General features: G+C 45.0%; 9 protein-coding genes. 1 reads left to right on the top strand and 8 read right to left on the bottom strand.

The features are described 5' to 3' along the window. The first annotated feature begins 46 nt into the window (after positions 1-46). Positions 47-1,786 carry a PD-(D/E)XK nuclease domain-containing ATP-binding protein gene (locus tag dnm_RS12990; protein WP_207683064.1) on the top strand — a complete coding sequence of 580 codons (1,740 nt, stop codon included), beginning with the start codon at positions 47-49 and terminating at the stop codon, positions 1,784-1,786. Between the two features lie 525 nt (positions 1,787-2,311). Here dnm_RS12990 and dnm_RS12985 read toward each other — a convergent pair. The 8 genes from dnm_RS12985 to dnm_RS12950 form a co-directional block, all read right to left on the bottom strand. Continuing rightward, positions 2,312-5,518, bottom strand: coding sequence for a hypothetical protein (locus dnm_RS12985; RefSeq protein ID WP_207683063.1), 3,207 nt, complete (start codon positions 5,516-5,518; stop codon positions 2,312-2,314). 310 nt (positions 5,519-5,828) lie between these two features. Continuing rightward, a complete protein-coding gene (locus dnm_RS12980) occupies positions 5,829-9,680 on the bottom strand; it encodes a hypothetical protein (protein ID WP_207683062.1) in 3,852 nt (1,283 codons plus the stop codon). 67 nt (positions 9,681-9,747) lie between these two features. Then, the gene (locus tag dnm_RS12975) at positions 9,748-9,993 is read right to left on the bottom strand and encodes a hypothetical protein (protein ID WP_207683061.1); all 246 of its coding nucleotides are present in this window, start codon (positions 9,991-9,993) and stop codon (positions 9,748-9,750) included. Between the two features lie 14 nt (positions 9,994-10,007). Beyond that, positions 10,008-10,637, bottom strand: a complete 630-nt coding sequence (locus dnm_RS12970) for a helix-turn-helix domain-containing protein (protein ID WP_207683060.1) — start codon at positions 10,635-10,637, stop codon at positions 10,008-10,010. A 489-nt stretch (positions 10,638-11,126) separates the two neighbouring features. Continuing rightward, positions 11,127-11,294 (bottom strand): AAA family ATPase, encoded by a 168-nt coding sequence (locus tag dnm_RS12965; RefSeq protein ID WP_207683059.1) that lies wholly within the window; start codon positions 11,292-11,294, stop codon positions 11,127-11,129. Between the two features lie 109 nt (positions 11,295-11,403). Then, positions 11,404-14,721 carry a type ISP restriction/modification enzyme gene (locus tag dnm_RS12960; protein WP_207683058.1) on the bottom strand — a complete coding sequence of 1,106 codons (3,318 nt, stop codon included), beginning with the start codon at positions 14,719-14,721 and terminating at the stop codon, positions 11,404-11,406. A 154-nt stretch (positions 14,722-14,875) separates the two neighbouring features. Beyond that, positions 14,876-17,521 carry a S8 family peptidase gene (locus tag dnm_RS12955; RefSeq protein WP_207683057.1) on the bottom strand — a complete coding sequence of 882 codons (2,646 nt, stop codon included), beginning with the start codon at positions 17,519-17,521 and terminating at the stop codon, positions 14,876-14,878. After that, the gene (locus tag dnm_RS12950) at positions 17,521-18,534 is read right to left on the bottom strand and encodes an AAA family ATPase (protein WP_207683056.1); all 1,014 of its coding nucleotides are present in this window, start codon (positions 18,532-18,534) and stop codon (positions 17,521-17,523) included. Before dnm_RS12950 ends, dnm_RS12955 begins: the two co-directional genes overlap by 1 nt. Positions 18,535-18,664: the final 130 nt, after the last annotated feature.

Here is an 18,664-nt window from a genome sequence, read left to right as displayed (position 1 = left end):
AATAAAAATCTCTCACCTGATTCATCTGATTAAAGGACATGATACCATGACCACTTATAAAACAATCCCTTACGGAATAGCAAGCTACAAGACGATAAGACAGGAGAACTGTTATTATGTGGATAAAACCCGCTACATCCCGCAATTTGAGAAAACAGGGAAATTTCTTTTTCTGATCCGTCCCAGACGGTTCGGAAAATCCTCGCTGCTGACCGTGCTTGAATGTTATTATGATATTGCCAGAAAAGAAGAATTTGAACTTTTGTTCAGCGGGACCTATATCGCAGACCATCCCACGCCTGAAAAAAATTCGCATCTGATCCTCAAATTCAATTTTTCCCAGGTCAGTCCTGATCCTGACGAAGTCGAAGCCTCATTTCAGGGGCATGCGAAAAACTGTTTTTTCTTTTTCGGAAAGAAGTACAGCGAGTTTCTGGACAATGATTATTTTGAAATGATGGCAGAACACCGGAAAGCACATCAGAAACTTGAATTTCTGATGAATTATGCCAGTTCAAAAGGTCTGAAAGTGTATGTCCTGATTGACGAGTATGACAATTTTACGAATACGATTCTGACAACGGCCGGCAAGGAAAAATATCATGAACTTACTCATGGTGCGGGGTTTTTTCGCTTTTTTTTCAATATCCTAAAAGGCGCGGGAGATCAGGCCGATTCGGGCATCGGCCGCATGTTCATCACCGGGGTCTCACCTGTGACAATGGATGATGTCACCAGCGGGTTCAATATCGGACGCAATATCAGCCTGCTCCCGGAATTTAACGAACTGCTGGGATTCACGGAACAGGATGTTGCAGAGATGCTGGATTATTACGAGATATCCGAGTCCGATTCGGACAGAATCATGGGGCTGATGAAAGAGTGGTATGACAATTACCGTTTTTCGGACAGGGCGGAAACGACGATGTTCAACACGGATATGGTTCTGTATTTTATGATCCGTTTCCTTGAGTCCGGCACCCCGCCGGACAATATGATTGACCAGAATGTGCGGACCGATTACGGCAAGCTGAGACATCTCATAGTCCTTGATCGCCAGTTAAACGGCAATTTCAGCTATCTTTCGGATATCATCAGAACACAGGGAACGAAGTCTGCGAGGATTGCCGAAGGTTTTCCTGTGGAACGCCTGCTGAAGCCCTCGAATTTCATCTCCCTGCTTTTCTATTTCGGACTTCTGAGCCACACCGGAACTGGCAGGCTGTGCATCCCAAATCAGACAGTGAAAAAACTGATGTACGAATATCTGCGCGAGGGGTATGAGGATACGGATGTTTTCAATCTTGATTTCTGGCGGATCGGGGAACTGATCCGGGATATGGCATACAAAGAAAAATGGGAACCGGTGTTCCGGTTTCTGGCTGACGAGGTGGAAAAACAGACCTCGGTGAGAGACTATCTGAGCGGCGAGAAAGTCATTCAGACCTTTCTGCTGGCGTATCTGAATGTGACAGATTACTATGTCACCCGTTCCGAGGAGGAGATGGGAAAAGGGTTTGCGGATCTGTATCTCGAACCATTTATGAGCAAATATCCGGATCTGAAATACGCTTATCTGATTGAACTGAAATACATCAGCCGCGGCGAGTTCTCAGACGAAAAAATGAAAGAGCAGCTTGCAGAAGCCGGGAGGCAGCTGGCCGGATACGCCGCTGATAAGCGTGTTGTGAGAAGAAGCAGGGGCGCGGCATTGAAATGCCTTACTCTGGTCTTTTCCGGATGGGAACTGAAAGCGGCCGAGGCGTATAAGCATCACGGGACATGAACGAACAGATTGTGAGAAAAATCTTGTTTTCCTATTCTCTTTATCCCTGTCATATAAGGCATGACAAAGGACGGACGTATTGTATGGGCGATTCCGGAAATTTCTATGCGACGGATCATAACATTTTGTTTCTTTGATATCTATTTATCCTTCATCCGCCAGCCACGTCCGGTTTCGGGAGGAAACAGTTCCGGATGCCATGAGAACATCTCATCAATATATAGCCTGAACTGAAAATCGTCCGAAACTGTTCCGTCATAAGTCTCTCAGTCAAAAGGGAGGCAGATCGTGCGATTCCGCCTCGGGGCAGATTCCGATGTTTTTTTGTCCATGAGAATTCCCTCCTTAATGCTGAACTGAGGAGGAAAATTTACAACAGATCCGGAAGGTTGTCAATGGAAAAAAGTGCCCTCCCCTAAATCCGTTACAATCACAAAAAAAGCCTGATTATCGAGTATCACGGTATAAGTCTGACTGCCAAAAATGGATTCCTGCTTTCGCAGGAATGACAGAAAAAAAGCCTGATTATCGAGTATCACGGTATAAGTCTGACTGATTCTCCAGATGTTTCAGCAACGCAATGATGTTGACTGAAAATGTATAGGTCTGGTCATCAGCTCTGCGTTTTGTCTTAGGCTTGGGAAATTGCAAAATATTGGCCTGCTGCCCCACACTCTCCTCTCCGATGATATCATCCAGCGCGTCCAGCTTTGCTTCCAATGGTTTTTTATCCCCCGCTTTTTTAAACACGGATTTTTCATACGCGTCTGAATGGAGAAATCTTAAAACCTCGTGCAGACATACCTGATCCTTCCCCTGAGTGGTCAGGGCGGACATGGCCTCGCTTTGAATAGTCACAGTATCCGGATAGTAGCGGAACAGGTAATCGGTAATGCCGCAATGCAGTTTTTCTCCGGCATTTCCGCCCTCGACAACTCGGCTGGTGACCACCGACCCAGCCCGGAATAATGTGCTTCGCCCTGAATCGTCAGAGATGGTTATATCATTCTCTGCATCGGGCGGGAGGAATATCGGAACAGCGGTCTTGCTTTTGGAAAGACGCACGCCGTAAGATTTCTGGGTGAACAGCGGATAGACTCTCACACCGGGCATCTCTTTGTTCAATGCCTTCAGAATTGTCGGATTTGTATAAGTTGAATCCTCATCAGTGGTCATGCGGATGCGCCGGGTAAAAGGCACTTTGGTCACGATGATCACATCCCGGAACCCCTCTTCGTACAAATTTCTGATGGTGTTAAACAGCACAGACGGATTTTTGAAGCAGTTGGCCGTTTCCATTTCATCGCAGAATGCCTGAACCGGTCTGTGCCGGTAAAAATGGAGAATTTCTCCGTTCTCCTCATCTGTTGCCTCATATTCAAAACGATGAATATGGCCGAACATGACGCTGCGATCTTCCTCAGACCGCTTGCGGAGCCTGTCACATGAACGAGACGTGACACTGAGAAGGGCAATTTTCTCAATACTCGGGGCATGGGGCAAGCACCACAACGCATCCATTCCCGAGGAAAGCCCGCTTACGATGTTCGAGAAGCGAAAATCATTCAGTTCTCCCTTAATATGCGCTTTGGCTGCCTCTCTGATATTGGGATATCTTTGTTTCAATCTGCCGGAACGGATCAGGTTGTCCCACTGGCTGGATTTTGTAAGCCTGAATCCCTGACTTTTCACAGGCATATGCTGCCTGATGATATGTTCAACAGCCTTGTGCGCGTCATGGGTGAACCCTCTTTTCTTTCCATTTCCATAAGTTTGGGTGAATGACTTCTCATTCTGCGGAGAGGTGGAAAACAATGACAGCATCAGCAACATGGTTTTATCTCCGTGTGCTTTTGTATCGTCAGCCATACGGATGACCGCCTTGAGGGTTCCGTAAACCAGCAGCACATGAATAAGCTGTGCAAGGGCCGTGAGATAAGTATCCGTGCCATGCAACTGCTTTCTCTCATACGAAATAACCAGCCTTGTCAGGCCGTTAAACGGCAGGGAAAGCCTGAGCATGTTGTTATCTTTGGGCGTAAAAAGCACACCCAGCACGGACCGGTTCATATCCCGCCCCATTTCCCTTTCCCGCTCATCTGTCTCCGGAATCATCAGGTAACGCAGGGATTCTGTAAAACGAATCTCCTCCTTAACAAGCGCATTGTCATCATCCCCCGGATGCCGTGTGATTTTAAGATATCTCAGGTAACTTGTCACATGATCTTCGGAGGGCGGCTGTCTGATGGGTTCCCCGTCTTCCATCTCAGATGTTTTGCTGATAACGCCCCTGGATATGATAAAACAGAGTTTTTCTTTATTCACAGGGAGATCATCCAGTCTCCTGCTCTCCAGCAATGTCTTAAAATCATTTCTGATCTGTTTGTTAAGAGGCATCGCCATTTTAAGCTGCTTTGCAATACGTCTCAGAATTTCATCCAGGCTCACCCCGTCATCGGTCCATTTTTTTATGGCTTTTCTGAATGCCTTGTAATTTGTAAGCGCGTTTCTGTATTTCCCAGGATCATCACGAAACACAATGTAATACATCACAGCAATTCGCAAAACCTTGCACACAGCACGTTCATCCGGAGGCATTTTTCCATTTGCAATGGCCGTCTGAATGTCTTTGGCAAGGGTTTCCAATTTGGCAGCATGAAATTCAAACACAGAGCCAACCCCTTGGGTCTGCACTTTTCCGTTCAGTTTGAAATGCTGTCCGATTGTGGTGGTCACGCTGTCTCTGATACTCTCCTCGGAGATGAGTTCATTGAAACTGATCCAAAAAGGAAGGGAATTTAAAGAATCCGCATACAGAAATTCAGCCATGAGATCAAATTCCATGGTCCCTCTGCCGTGGGAATTGGGGAACTCCAGAACAAGCTCATCCGCAGCCAGACCGGTTTCCGGCAATGTTCCCTGAACCAGCTCGTTAAAATCGCTCACCCGGCGGGCATAAGGAATGGCCGGAGATGTTTCAGGGAGATGCTCGGTCATCTTCACCAGCACGCTGCAAGCATAAGTCCTGCGTATTCGGCCATAAGCGTCCCTGTCCAAAACATCAAGAAAAGTCTTCAGCCTGCTATGATTCTCTCCCAGGCCATTTTTCCAGGTTTCGATAATATGATTCACTTCATCTTCGGGCAGTTCATCAGACAATCTTTTCCGCATGATCTGTTTTACCGCATTCACGATGGCAGCGGAAATCTCCCCGCTCATCTGAATTGTGTGATACGGAACCCGCAGACGGGCTTTGGTTCCGGGATATTTTCTCAGCAGTCTCGCATCAGGAAACAGAGAAGACTGCTGAGAATTCGTGTCTGCCTGTTTTGTGCTTAATGATCGCAATGCATCAAAATAAGATGATGCGCTTTGAGCAAAAAATTCGCTCTCTTTGTCTTTAACCTCGGACCGGAGAAGCTCATAAATCTCATCCTCCATCTCAGTAATTCCCTTTGCCTGATTTACACTGGCCTTATCACTCCTGGGCCATGTGGCAGTGGCATCGGCATATTTTATATTGGAAAAAAGGCGGCCCTCCCCGCGCATTTCTTCCACAACATTTTTGTTCTCAACAATGCGTCTGATGACCTCATCTGTCACCACGTAAATTTTTTCCTTACTTCCTCTGAGCAAACACTCGGGATATTCTTTAATACACTTGATAATCGGCGTAATAACATGATTAAGATCAATGGCCCCGAGTTCTCTTCCGGCGATAATATCTCCCATGATATACTCCTAAGTTTGAAACTGGAAACGTGCTGATTATAACGGATTTAGGAAAGGGCCGACCAAGCCCTGTAAGGGCAGCATATTTGTAGCAGGTTTGTAACCCCCCGCCAAGCCCCGTAGGGGCAGCATATTTGTAGTAGTAAATCATGCTGCGAATATACCGCCCCCACGGGGCTTGGCCGGACGGGCATGATGAATACTACAAACATGCCGCCCCCACGGGGCTTGGCCGGATTTCCCCTAAATCCGTTATAATCAGCAATTCTCAATTCTCAATTCTCAATTCTCAATTCTCAATTCTCAATTTTCAATTCTCAATTCTCAATTCCCCACTCAGCAGCATCATATTGAGCAAAGCCAGAGACCTGGAACTGACAAGATAGCGGGTTTGGAACTGGCTGTCAAGCTGCTGTGCGATTTCCGGGCCTCTGACCATGAGCCATGGTACCGTAGCATCGCTGTAGCTGTGTTGCAGAGGAAGGATATAATGGGGTCGGCACAGATACACGCTGAAGTATTCTCTGAGCATCTCCTTCATCTCTGCTTTAAATCGCTCCGGTTCTGGCTGATTTTTCCAGAAATGATCAATGTGCATTGCGCTGAGAGGCACAATCAGCCATCGGTGCAAAGTTGAGCCTCTGGTCTGGCTTTCTGTGTCGCTTTCGGATTCCCCGGAAAGAACATTCATTATGGGAAGCAGCGTATTTGCGGAATCACGCACGGATTTCACCGTGTCCCTATTCTTAGCCATATGCCATAGTTTTGCACAAATCGCTCTGATTTTCTGATGAGTCTCCGCCAAATGGGTTTCAATCTGATGCTTGTTTTTTTCCCTGATTCCCAAGTTGTCCAGGTTTTGCAGCAGGAGTTCGCCCACGGTGTAACATCCTTTTGGAATATAATGTCCCGTGGCAAGGATATGAAGCCCGGTGTTCGCATCCCGGGTAAACTGCCTGAGCAAACGGTTTCGGTTTGCTGTTGAGAGCAGGATATCAAAATGGTTCAGGTTCTGAGTCAATATGACTTTTTCATTTTTAAAAATATCGCGTATATGTTCTATGATGTACCGGATTTCTGTGTTACCAGGGTCCCGCTTATGCGCCCGTTCCAATGAGCGAATCGCGCTGTCCAGACTGTCCGTGATGGTCTGAGATGCGCCGCTGACCAGGCTCCCGGATATGGGAATACAGGATATTGGCCTGCCAAACAAATCACACGCGCCAAATATGCGTGTAAGAATACTCATCCGCATGATCATCTGGGTGGCAAAAAGATTGGAAATCTGTGACACCTCGATGGCCTCGGAGCTTTCCGCAGGAGAGACAAGCACCTGTGGAATAATGATCTCAATCTCACGATTCAATGTGTTGCCTTTTCCGGTCCCGCGCCCCCTGTAAATTCCCTGTAAGAACTCCATGAAATTATTCTCCAGAGAAAACGTGGGAATGACACAGATAATTTTACTCGCGTTGGGAAAGCTGATTCCCCGTGTTCCTGATGACGTCATGATAATGATGTCATCAAGATCGCCTTTTTGCCAGATACCCGCGGCCCGCTTCTTCTGCTTCTTCTCATGTTCAGCGGCCGCACTGACAATCTCGCGTTTGCGGGCAGGCGGTGAATCCGCGTGAAGGGTGAGAATATCCGGCCTGCGGGAGCTGTTTTCTCTGGCATAAGCGAGAATATGCGATTCAAGCGCATCCACAGACTCCTTATTCTGGATGATGACAATGACCTGCTCCTCCGGTTTTTGCAGCCATCTTGCAACCAGCTCCGCAGCAAGCGTTTCAAGAATACGGCTTTCCATATCCCGATACGCTTTGGACACCGGGTCTTTTTCCCGTCCTTTGGGCCGGGTGGTGGAGAATTCAAGCACAGGCCGCCATTTTAACGTGAGGCTTGAAGCCGGATAGACATTTGCATTGATGATCTTCGCAGACAGGCTCATGAGTTTCGTATCCTCAACGCTCAGACCTTTGGAATCCGCATTCCCGTTGAACAATATCTGATCAGGCTGGGCCTGAGTTTTGCTGAGAAAGGCTTTCACAGATGAGGCATTAATCAGTGAGGCGTCTGCGATAATCATGCGGAATTTCAGCGGACAGGTTTTTCCCACATCGCTGAACGCATTTTTCAGTTCTTTTTGGAAATCAATAATTTCCTGGGCAGTCTGTCGCCCTGCCCGGTCTCCTGTGACTTCATCAATAAAAAATACAAGTTCCGGGATGTTTTTTGCGAATTTCTCAACAGATTTGATATCCAGTTCCCGGGTGCTGCCAAAGATCTTTCTCAGGTGTGCGCTGACCGTGGTGATGCCCTTTGACAACTGCTTATTTGACTGGGTTGTCACGCAGGCAATGATACGTTTGTAATGGTGCTGAACATTCAGTCTGTAAATCGCCTGCATCATGGTTTTAAAAACGCCGGAACCAAAATAATGATTCACTTCTCCGACACCGCCTTTTTCCAAAGCTCTGTACCCGGTTTTTTTTCTGGCAAACATGCCCTTACGTTCAAGGGATTCCGCATCTTCAGGATGTAAAAACAGGAATTTGGAATCCTCCGGTATGTGCTGAGCAAAGCAGCTCACCGCAGGTCTTTCACGATGGCATTCCGCGGCTTTGATAAGGGCCGCGTTGGTGCTCATGCAGATCATCTCCGCTTTTCCCGAAAGAGGGTTGGCGTCATTCACGGGATCAAACTTTGTCATCAGCTCTGTGTTCACCTGGATTCTGGGGCTGATATACACCAGCAGATAACCGCTGTCATATTCCGAGAGAATGTTACGCAGGGCCGTGGTTTTTCCAATCCCCGGGGTTCCTGACAGAACATATATGTCCGTGTCCTCCTGTTTCCATAAATGCTTCACGATTTCCGCGTGCGCGTCCTGCATGGATTTCAAATCCGCGTGTTGAAGATGTTCGGCAAGATCACTCGGCAGCCATGACTCAAGTTGCGCAGACGTTGGCCGCGTGCCTGTGGGACAGTATCCTTGAATTTTTTCAGCAAACGCATAGTTGAGATATTCGGGAAGTGAACCTCTTCCCCAAAACGTCTTTTTAGCGCGGTCATACAACGCGTTCAGCGATGCCCGCAATCCGGATGATGAATTTTTTCGTATTTTCCGTAAGATCGCATCATGGGTTTTCAGGATTTCCCGCTCCCGAAGTTTCCGCTCCTCTCCGGATGACTGCGCCCTCCCGCTTTTGATTCCTTTGTAAATCACGCCCATTTCCCGCAGGAGTTCCCATTCATCTTCTTTGAGATGGAGAAAATGTCTTCCCTGGTCTGTAAATGCGACCACATGAAACTCAATATTGCCCTGTCCTGTTCGCCATCTGTCAAACGGCTTCTCCGCGATAACGCGGTCTTTCATGGTGTCATAAAGAGAAAACACATACCCCCCGCCCTGAAACAGCTTTTTGGCGATTTTGTCGTGGGTCAGCAATCCTCGAAAATAATCTTTCAAATCAGGAGATATTTCCAATCCCAGGGTGTCGCTGGCAATTTGGAAATCTCTGGTTTTAATGGCGTGAGTCATCAGGGATTTGCCGCGTCTGAGGCGTTCATAAATGTCATCAGGGTTCGTGAGATTCAGTTCGGTGTCCAGGGTGGGCGCGTTATGAGTGGAAAGTTCATAGCCTGTCAGATGGAAATGAAACGCATTGTCATTGTAAGTTTTTACAATAAACAGCATATCCGCGTAAGGACATTTTCCCGTGTCTTTAAGGGTGTTGAAGTCAACATCGGAAACATCCGCAATCCGGGATAACTCCGTTTCCATGAGGCCGAGGACATTGCCTGTTTCGTCGAGAGAGGGATTTGCATAGACCCATGCGATGGTGGGACGTCCTATGCATGGCAGCGAGCGGATAAACTGTCTGGTTTCGCAGAATCCCTGGACATAGCCCTGGAACAAGCGGGCGTTTAAAACAGAGGTGGCTGATTTTACAGCGTCTGCGGAGAGAAAAGATGTGTCAAGTATGTTGTGGAAATGACTGTATATTCGGGAAAGGCTGAACTTTGCAAGCTGGCCCGTAATGCGGGCAATTTGCTGTTCAGATATTTTTGACAGCCTGAAGGCGCGTAATGCACAAATTGCGCCTGCCTGTCCGCCAAGTTCATAAGTATGTCCCTGTACGCTGCCAAATTCGTCCATTGTTTTTCCTGTGAGATAGCACAATTAACAAGTTCAGGCTGAGTCAGACGGGTTGTGTCTGACGCAACTAATGAAGTATTTCAGAAGATAGCCAGCATGACTTCAACTCATCAAAATCAACGGCTTCACCATTTTCCAGTTCTTTCACGCCTTCAAGATAAGCCTGACGATCTTCTTCTGTTTCAATGACTTCTGCTCCGGTCTCAATGACCCGGGTGGGTTGTATCTGACGCAGCCTCTCAAGTATTTCGGAAAATTCTTTTTCAGAGAGTACCACCCGATTTCCGGTTCGGATGGCATGAATCGTAAACATATCTTCTCCTCCTTTTATCTGATTATAACGGATTTAGGGGAGGGCCGACCAAGCCCTGTAAGGGCGGCATATTTGTAGCAGGTTTGCATGCCCCGACCAAGCCCCGGAGGGGCGGCATATTTGTAGTGTCCGACCAAATAAATTATGAGGGGTAGATGAAAGACGTATTCCGGACCGACCGTCGGAATGCACCACTGTTTCTTCTGCCAGGGCTTTACGTCGCTGTTTTTCAGTATCATACGGACGGTCTCGTCCGAGATCGAATCGGCAAGACCGAGTTCCACCACCCGATCCGCCAGCAGCATCATTGTCCGTCTGACGCGGCCTTCCGGTGCCTCGTTGCAAGCCTCGGCGATGAGGACGGCCTCGTCTCTTCCGCTCAGAATTCTCGGAGCGCCGTTCCTCGGATCATCGTTCAGAGCTTTCTCCGGCCCGCCTCCGACGAACCGTTTTCTGATGCGTTCCACGGTGGAAACTCCGGTGCGGAGAATCACCGCTATTTCCTTGTCTGTCCTGCACTCATCGGCCAGGAGAAGGATATGCGCTCTGTTAATTTTCCTCGCACCGGTCTTACCTTTTTTCGTCAGAGCGATCAGTTCGTCTTTTTCTTCGTCAGTCAGGCTGACGATATATCTTTTAGCCATAATCTCCTCCTCTTTAAAAATATGAGAAGGAGATTATCATATGGAAGTCCACCCGTCAAAACTTATTTGGTCGGGCAGTAGTAGTAAATCATGTTGCAAATATGCCGCCCCCACGGGGCTTTACCGACCCGGCATGATGAATGCTACAAATATGCCGCCCCTACGGGGCTTTACCGGCCTCCCCTAAATCCGTTATAATCAGCTTTTATTTATGCTCTTTTTTCGCTTACAAAACGCGGCACTTTCTTATCAAATCGTTAATAAGCAATTGATAAAATTTTACCTCACATCCATTCCGCGTTTATAGCGCAACCGGTAAAGCAAATCTTCTCCGAAGCGTTTTATCTTACCGTTTGTTTCAGGTGATGGCAACCGATAAGCGACCAAATCTTAATTCAGGACCACTGTCAGCCGATTGCGGAAATAACCATTTCAGCGCATCCAGCATGGGAATCCTTGATGATTTGATCTCCCGATGCCATGCGATGTTCACAACGGGTCAAGGGGATGGCAATAAGCGGATATGGCCTCCAGAATGCTGGTTTTCCCTGAATTGTTGGGACCCACAAGCAGGTTGATACGTCCGAGCTGGGATAATTCTGACTCCTGTAATCCTCTGAATTGCTTTATTGTAAGGGTTTCAAAATGTTTTTTCATTGTTTGCTTTGTGTGTTAATGTTTTTTTTAATCCAAACCTTATCCCTTGTATTTGCCAACTTTGCGGGAAATTTTTCCATCTGCTGAGTTATCGGCAAATGACAAATAATTACTGAATGGGCCAGCCCCCGTGAGCGTCAATCACTTGGTCAATTTGTCTCATCAGCCGCATGGTCTCATTCAGGGCAACGACAATCTTGTGATAATGCGTGATGTCCTCCTCTGACAATCTGCGCTTGGCTTTCTTGCGGTCATAAAGCCATTTGTGGCAGACCTGATACCCGCCAATATGAAAATTCCATACATCTTCGGAGAGGCCGTCAAAATACTGGGTTTTGTTGATGTAAAGCCTGCCTTTGCCGTTTTCCATATACTTCAACTGCTTTTTTGCTTCGCCGACTTTTGTTATCGAATTATCCCCGGAAACAGGGAAAGTTGTGATGGGCTTGTTGAGTTTTTCGGATTCCAAAAGGTGTAAGCCGATTAACTCGCTGCCGAGATCGGACAGTTTTAAAAACAAGTTTTCTTTAGTTGTAAACGGGATGCGGGGGAAGTCAATTTTGAGGAATTCAGCGTATCTGTTGCGGTAAGTTGGACTGTGGAGAATAGCATAAATGTAAGCTAAAATTTGGTCTGTTAAAGGCCGAAAAGTGTAGAGGCTATTGATTAATTTACTGAATCTATTATTAAAATTTTCAGTCTTGCCAATATTAAATGCCTCTCCATCTGGATAGCAATAAAGAGGAAATATAAAACCAGCCCCCCTATTGCTAACAGTGATTCTTCGATCTGTAATTGTATTTGTAATGAAACAATGATTGAAATTTTTATCTTCAACATATTGTCTTACGCAAATCAAGCCTATATTTTTTTTGTTGAGAAAATGTTTTATTATTTCATATGAGGGTCGTCTTACTATTCCAAGTTGGTAATAAGCATTCCTAAAATCAAACGGTCTGTAATGAGTTGAATAAATATTCTTCTCATTATAAGAATATTTGGAGACTCTGTTTAGGAGGGCAAAGCAACTCGTATCTTTTACATTATATTTTTCAACAAAAGCGTTATCATAATTACCTGAAAATAAAATATTTATTCTATCAATCAAATTATTTTTTTCAAAATCAATAAAAAGATTATCTCTGCCAAATTCTATCCCATTATTGTATTCATTAAAAATTTCAATAACACTTATTCCATCCTTATAATACTTGTCTTCAGCATCAAACTTTTTTCTAACAAACCAAAAATTAGGGCCGGCGATATCTGTCCTTTCCCATTGAACTGAACTGACTAAATTTTTATGAAAAAAATTTGACTTTTTCTCTCTTAATCCCTTTAAGGAATAATAACTTGAGGACTTCTCAATGTTTATTTTTCTTTTTTTCACAAAAAAAGAAATTGAAACGCCTTGTTTTATATCAAACACATTTTCATCTTTGGAACCATCCGAGCAGACATCCCCTCTATTGGTATTACCATGAAGATTTAAGATATAAATGTTATTAAAAGTATTTATCAATTCTTCCCGCATCCCCCGGTGAATAAGGCCATCAATGAAAGAATTATTGGTAATAAGCCCTATCACTCCTTTTCCTGCTTTTTCTATTTTCCAATGTGTGAAGCGAATGAATTTGATATAATCATCTGAAAGCGGCTGGATATTTTTCTCATTTCGTACTGCATTCTTATAAGTTTTCATCAAGTTTGCAAGGAATGATGTATTATTGCAACTGGAAACAGAGTACGGCGGATTCCCAACCACCACCGTTATCCGCGCATCTTTTTTCACCGAATTTGCTACCTTCGCCTCATGCGCCAGGGCCGGCGAAAAATCCTCAAGATATCCCGGAATCGTATCTTTTGCCTCCTCAAGACTGTTCGTGAGATGAATCTGTATTATCTCGTTAAACTTAAAAACATATTTTGTTTCCACCAGCTTCAGAGCGATTTTCATATGAGCAATGGTATATGGGGCCATCATCAGCTCAAACCCGTAAATCCGGGGAAGGAGATGTTTCGGAACATATTCGTTCCAGCGTTTTCTCACATCTTCGCCCTCAGCTTCCCATTTTTCAACCATTGTCTTATGAATCAGATCAATGACCTCAACCAGAAACGTGCCGGTTCCTGTTGCCGGATCAAGAATCTGGACAAAAGGCGCATCCTCAGAAACCCCTTTGGGAATTTTTATCTCTCTGTTTTGCCTTGTCATTTCTCCCCAAGTGGTTGTGTCAGCAAGACCGTCCTCAAGACCAAAATCCTTGCGCAGTATTTCATGGACAGAGCGAACAATGAACGACACCACGGGACGGGGCGTATAAAACGCACCTCGCTTAATCTTCTGTTGTGCGTCATATTGTTTCAGAAAGCCCTCATAAAAATGGATGACCGGATCTTCTGACGGGTTCCTGTCCTCAAAATCCCCAAGCACCGCCTCCATATTGGCATCCCTGAGCATCTCCACCACATCATTGATACCCAGCTCGTCAAAATCAATCTTTCCTTTCCTGCCTCCGATGGAAAAGAAAGTGGAAAGCAGCTCCCTCAGAAACAGATTGGTCTCAGGAATCATATCCGTCAAATTGTCGGCAACCAGCGCACCGGATTCACGGGAACATCGGGCGGAAAACAAACCATAAGCAATGGTCTGGGCAAACATATCTGCAAACTGATCCTCACTCAGATCATGTAGAAGCGTCTCCTGAATCGCCTGAAAGAGCCTGTGCATTGCTCCCTGCCTTGATTCCACCCGGAGTACCGCATTCACCCGCCTGCGAATCTGACCCGCCAGCCGGGCCAGTTCGGCAGCAAGTTCCTTTGACGTTGAAATCACCTCTCTGTGTCTCAGCGTAAACGCGGACGACCATTGCTCCCGCCATTGGTCCGGTGAAAATTCCCCGTCAAATCTCAGCTTGTCAAGCTCCTGGATACATTGATCTATGTGCAAAGGCGTGTCCTGAGAATCCCAGCCGATCACCTGGAGCGTGGGCAAATCGCCGCAGGAATCTTCCCTGAAATGGGCAAACGTGATGGCACGCTGATCTTCTTCTCCGTAGGAAGATATGAACAGCAGGTCATGAAGCTTCCACGCCGGGAGGTTCGCAGGGTTTGAGCTCTGCCGTTTCTTAATCACCAAAGCCCGCAGAATACGGCGCAGAACCACCACCGGCAATTGTTTTGGTTCAAAGCTGATGTAAAATATGCCCCAGGGCTGACTCACCGCGAGCGGACGAAGCTGCTTGATCTCTTTTATCTTTACCGCAATTTTCGGGTCAATACCGAGTTCCTCCGGCTCATACTCAAATGTGAGGTCTTCGATATCTTCAGCATCAAGGGGCCAATAAAGATCATCCCTGAGAAATTTCACCAGTGACGGAAAACTTTTAATTCTTGTAATGCGTTCGATGGGGATGCCAGTCATCATAATCCTATGCTTTTTCAATGGGTTAATAAACACTTGATAGAATTGCCAAAGTCACGATGCAGTATGTGCAAAAATTGCACATACTGAATTTTCCACCAACTCACCATTTTTGAAGATTTCTATGGTGGATTCGGTGAGTTTGTTCATCTTATAATCATCTAACCCTTGCTCTGGTCTGGATATTTGTTCTAATGGCGTTATAAAGCCTCGTTGCTTTTTCATGCTCAAATGTCACTGAAATACAATAATCCTGCTTTCGCGTATCGTCTGTTATCCATTTGTTAAAATTCAAAAGAACCAATGATACGGGAGAGGATGGTCTGTTTTTGATATCTCTTTGGTATAATTTCCATGCCTTTTGATGACATCCTGCTTTCCGGGTATTTGCACCAGGAAAAAAATCAATTTCAAATTTCTTTAAATCAGCGGGCACACTGATTTGTTCGGCATCATTTCCAATCACGCCGTATTTTTCTATCAAAATTTGTGGATTCACTGAATGAAACAGATGAAATTCCATGCGATTACCTAAATAACTATCCCCGCGGGTCGAACGGGTTTCAGGCGTGAAAGTGAGCGTAACGATTATCTTTTTCTTACCTGCTTCGGTAAAAAACAGTTCCGGCAGTTGCAGAGAATAGACCTTTATCTGATTGAGTGCGATTTGACCTTCATCCCAAAGAACCGCTCTGTTGTCAAAGGAATAGAGGGCCTTATCATAGTGACTCAGGCCATAGCCGCAAACAGACAAATGATCCTTTGCCCCCAACCCGCTCTTAAATTCTATTTTTTTAAAAATATCTGAAATCTCTTTTTTAACGGTTTCTGTTATGTCAGATTTTAGTATATAATATTTCTCTGATTTGTGATAAGACTTTGTAATAATAACATTCTCTGAATCTAAATCTATTTTTTCAAGAATTTCATTCTCGTATTTTTTGATTCCGATTTTATTTGGAACAGAACAATAAAAATGATCATTGGGAACAGGTGATGGGTAATCCGCTCCTACCAGCAACATATTTTTAATAAAATTAGCTGATTTATCAGGAAAATAATTGGCAATTTTTCCGGCAAGGTAGGCAACTTTCGGAGCTGCAAAGCTTGTGCCCACATCAAATTGAATAATATTGTCCGTTACGTTGTTATTTAACAGGGCAAGCTTGCCGCCCATATCTTCAACGATACGGCCATAATTTTCTGATAAAATCAGATTTCCCCCGTATTCCACCAACTCCGGCTTGATCATGCCATTGATGCCCGGACCTGTTCGGGTAAAAGGTGAAGGCTGCTGCGTCTGGGCGATTGCTGTTTTAATATGTTCCGCACCATAGCGTTCTTGTTCTATTCGTGGTTTGTCAGCAATAGAACCAATGGTAAATGCCAGAGCCGAAGTTGCAGGATTGATCAGACGAAAACCTCCATTTCCAATCAGGTAGCGCGGATAGTTTTCCATGACATCCGCGATGGATTTATAAAGAGGCGATTGATTGCCAGCAGACACGACAAAAACCACATGGGGGAAGGTAAAAGCGAGTTCATCAATCAAAGCCGCTAATGGCAACTGTCGGGAATAGTGCTTATGCCAAACTTCGTTGCGATTGCCCAACGAAATATTGACCACCTTGATATGGTACTCAGGGTTGGATAAAAAGCTTTCCACCGCATCTTTAAACTGATGTTCAATTAATTTTTCCGGATCATAGGCAGCGGATACAATATCTGTAATATCATTCCTTTCTGCATACATCACCTTGGCAGAAAACAGCCAATTTGAAGGAGTGAAGTTTTTTCTTCTGAGACGATCTGCAATATCGCCATAAACGGCGCAACCAGCCACAGCCGTTCCATGTCCGACGGTATCTTGTAGTTCATGTTCACCCGATTGAAAGTTTTCTTCTCCGCCAACACACTTTTCCAACATGGGATGATTGGAAACAATTCCTGAATCAATCACCAATATGCCTATGGCATTTTCTTCAGGCGCGTTAAACTGAATGCCCTCCACATCGGGTCGTATCATTTCAAACGGGTTAAACTGAACCGTGGCAGGTCTGTCTGCTCGTGCGATTTCTTTTAACTGGATGATTTCATCAAATACCGCTTTAGTGAGCTTCACCCTGAGCAAAACAAAGGATTTTGTGATCAGGGTATCCATGATCCTGAATTGTGTGAAATCGGTGTGACTCTCTTCCAATTGTCGGATAAATTTTTCGTTTTTTTGAGGATCGGTCATCTTCCACAATTCAAGATCAATAAAATCAGCCATATCATCCAAAGGTTGGTTGGCTAATCTCTCACCAATCTTTTTTTCTGGTGGAATGGCATCAAAGAATTCAATGGCATGGAAAAATTTATATTCTGCTCCTTCATCTGAACCGTAAGTTGCCAGCTTGCGTTTGAACTCGTTTAAATCTTCATCTTCACTAAATACCACCCAAAAGCCTTTTTTACCTTCAGCAACTGATAAAACATGGATGTCCATGGATGCCAGCCTTTTTTCAAAGGCAACAGGAGAAACGCTTTGGTTGATTTCAATTTCAAAAATAAGGGTGGGGTCAATTCTGCCAGAAAGCTGTTTTTTCAATCTTGAAAATGTACGGCATAAATTTTTAGCTTGTTGGCGTGCTTGTCGTGAAAATAGCGATTTGTCCCTTCCTTGTGGCAGTGAGAAGCCACCTCCTCCAGCATTGGGTTTTCTTCGTTCAATATTGCCCTGAAACAGGGGAAGCTTGAGATGTTTGTGTTTGTTTACGCTTTCAAATAATAGAGGAAGCTTGAGATTTTCATATTTCTCCATTATTCATTATCCTCCAATCTGTGATGTTTTACCTTTTCACGGCGAACAAATTGTTTAATCTCAGTTTCCAGATCATTCATAGATAACGTATTTCTGGAATCAATAATAACGGTTTTCATCGCCTCGGCAGCGATCATTTTTATATCCGCAGGCGATAATCCCTGACTATCCTTTGCGGCTTTGCTGATATCTATTTTTTGATCACGTCTGATCGGTCTCAGGTAACGCTCAAAGAGATGTTTACGAGTCGCCTCATCGGGCAGTTCATAATCAATCACCGCGTCAAAGCGTCGCCAAATGGCACTGTCGAGCATGTTCTGATGATTGGTGGCGGCAAACAGGATGCTGTCACCTTTGAAATTATCCAGCATTTGCAAGAAGTTGTTCACCACCCGTTTGATTTCGCCGTGTTCGTGACTATCGTCACGGTTTTTAGCGATAATGTCAAATTCATCAAACAGAACTATCCAAGTATCGTTTTCAATAAAATCGAATACCTTGCGTAAATTGCCCGCAGTTTCACCCAGATAGGAGGAGATAATCGCGTCAAAACGAATATAAACCAAAGGGATGTTCAGCACAGAACTGATGATTTGCGCTGAAAAGGTTTTGCCTGTTCCGGGCTTGCCACAGAGCAGAACCTTCTTTTTATAAGCCAAATTGTAGGTCGCTAAAATATCCGCATCCTTAAACTCACGGATAATTCGTTCGAGCCGGGCTTTGGTCTCCTGAGATAAGATCAGGCTGTCTAAATCATGCTCAAAATACTGAATTTCCAGCAACGGAAAGCCTTTTTCCGTATCTCTGGGAATCGGAAGACTTTGCCTGAAGCGTCTTCGGCTTTCAGATGCGCTCGTCGTCTGATACAGGGCTTTTTCCAATTCTTTGGCAACAATCGTATGCTTTTTGCGTCTCTCCCGTTCAATATATTCCCTTGCCGCCTGTACAAAGGCTTCGTTGTCTTTGCTATTAAATGACAAGAAAAGCTGTCTAATCAGTTCTGAGTTGGTCATACAGTTGCCTCTTTCCAAGTAAATTATTGAAACCGAGAATCACACGAATAATTATTTCAGATATCCCGCCGCTCATACCTCTGAATTTCATTTTGTAATCCGCTTTTCTTCCCTGATTCCCTGAAGATAA

The organism is Desulfonema magnum, assembly GCF_017377395.1.
Classification (GTDB): Bacteria; Desulfobacterota; Desulfobacteria; order Desulfobacterales; family 4be13; genus Desulfonema_C; species Desulfonema_C magnum.
Note: the sequence above shows the minus strand (reverse complement) of the source record. Positions and strands in the feature narration are given on the sequence as shown.

What these genes read in the sequence shown, in the direction of transcription:
- dnm_RS12990 (WP_207683064.1), top strand. Translation starts at nt 47, where the DNA reads ATGACCACTTATAAAACAATCCCTTACGGAATAGCAAGCTACAAGACG.
- dnm_RS12985 (WP_207683063.1), bottom strand. Translation starts at nt 5,518, where the DNA reads ATGGGAGATATTATCGCCGGAAGAGAACTCGGGGCCATTGATCTTAAT.
- dnm_RS12980 (WP_207683062.1), bottom strand. Translation starts at nt 9,680, where the DNA reads ATGGACGAATTTGGCAGCGTACAGGGACATACTTATGAACTTGGCGGA.
- dnm_RS12975 (WP_207683061.1), bottom strand. Translation starts at nt 9,993, where the DNA reads ATGTTTACGATTCATGCCATCCGAACCGGAAATCGGGTGGTACTCTCT.
- dnm_RS12970 (WP_207683060.1), bottom strand. Translation starts at nt 10,637, where the DNA reads ATGGCTAAAAGATATATCGTCAGCCTGACTGACGAAGAAAAAGACGAA.
- dnm_RS12965 (WP_207683059.1), bottom strand. Translation starts at nt 11,294, where the DNA reads ATGAAAAAACATTTTGAAACCCTTACAATAAAGCAATTCAGAGGATTA.
- dnm_RS12960 (WP_207683058.1), bottom strand. Translation starts at nt 14,721, where the DNA reads ATGATGACTGGCATCCCCATCGAACGCATTACAAGAATTAAAAGTTTT.
- dnm_RS12955 (WP_207683057.1), bottom strand. Translation starts at nt 17,521, where the DNA reads ATGGAGAAATATGAAAATCTCAAGCTTCCTCTATTATTTGAAAGCGTA.
- dnm_RS12950 (WP_207683056.1), bottom strand. Translation starts at nt 18,534, where the DNA reads ATGACCAACTCAGAACTGATTAGACAGCTTTTCTTGTCATTTAATAGC.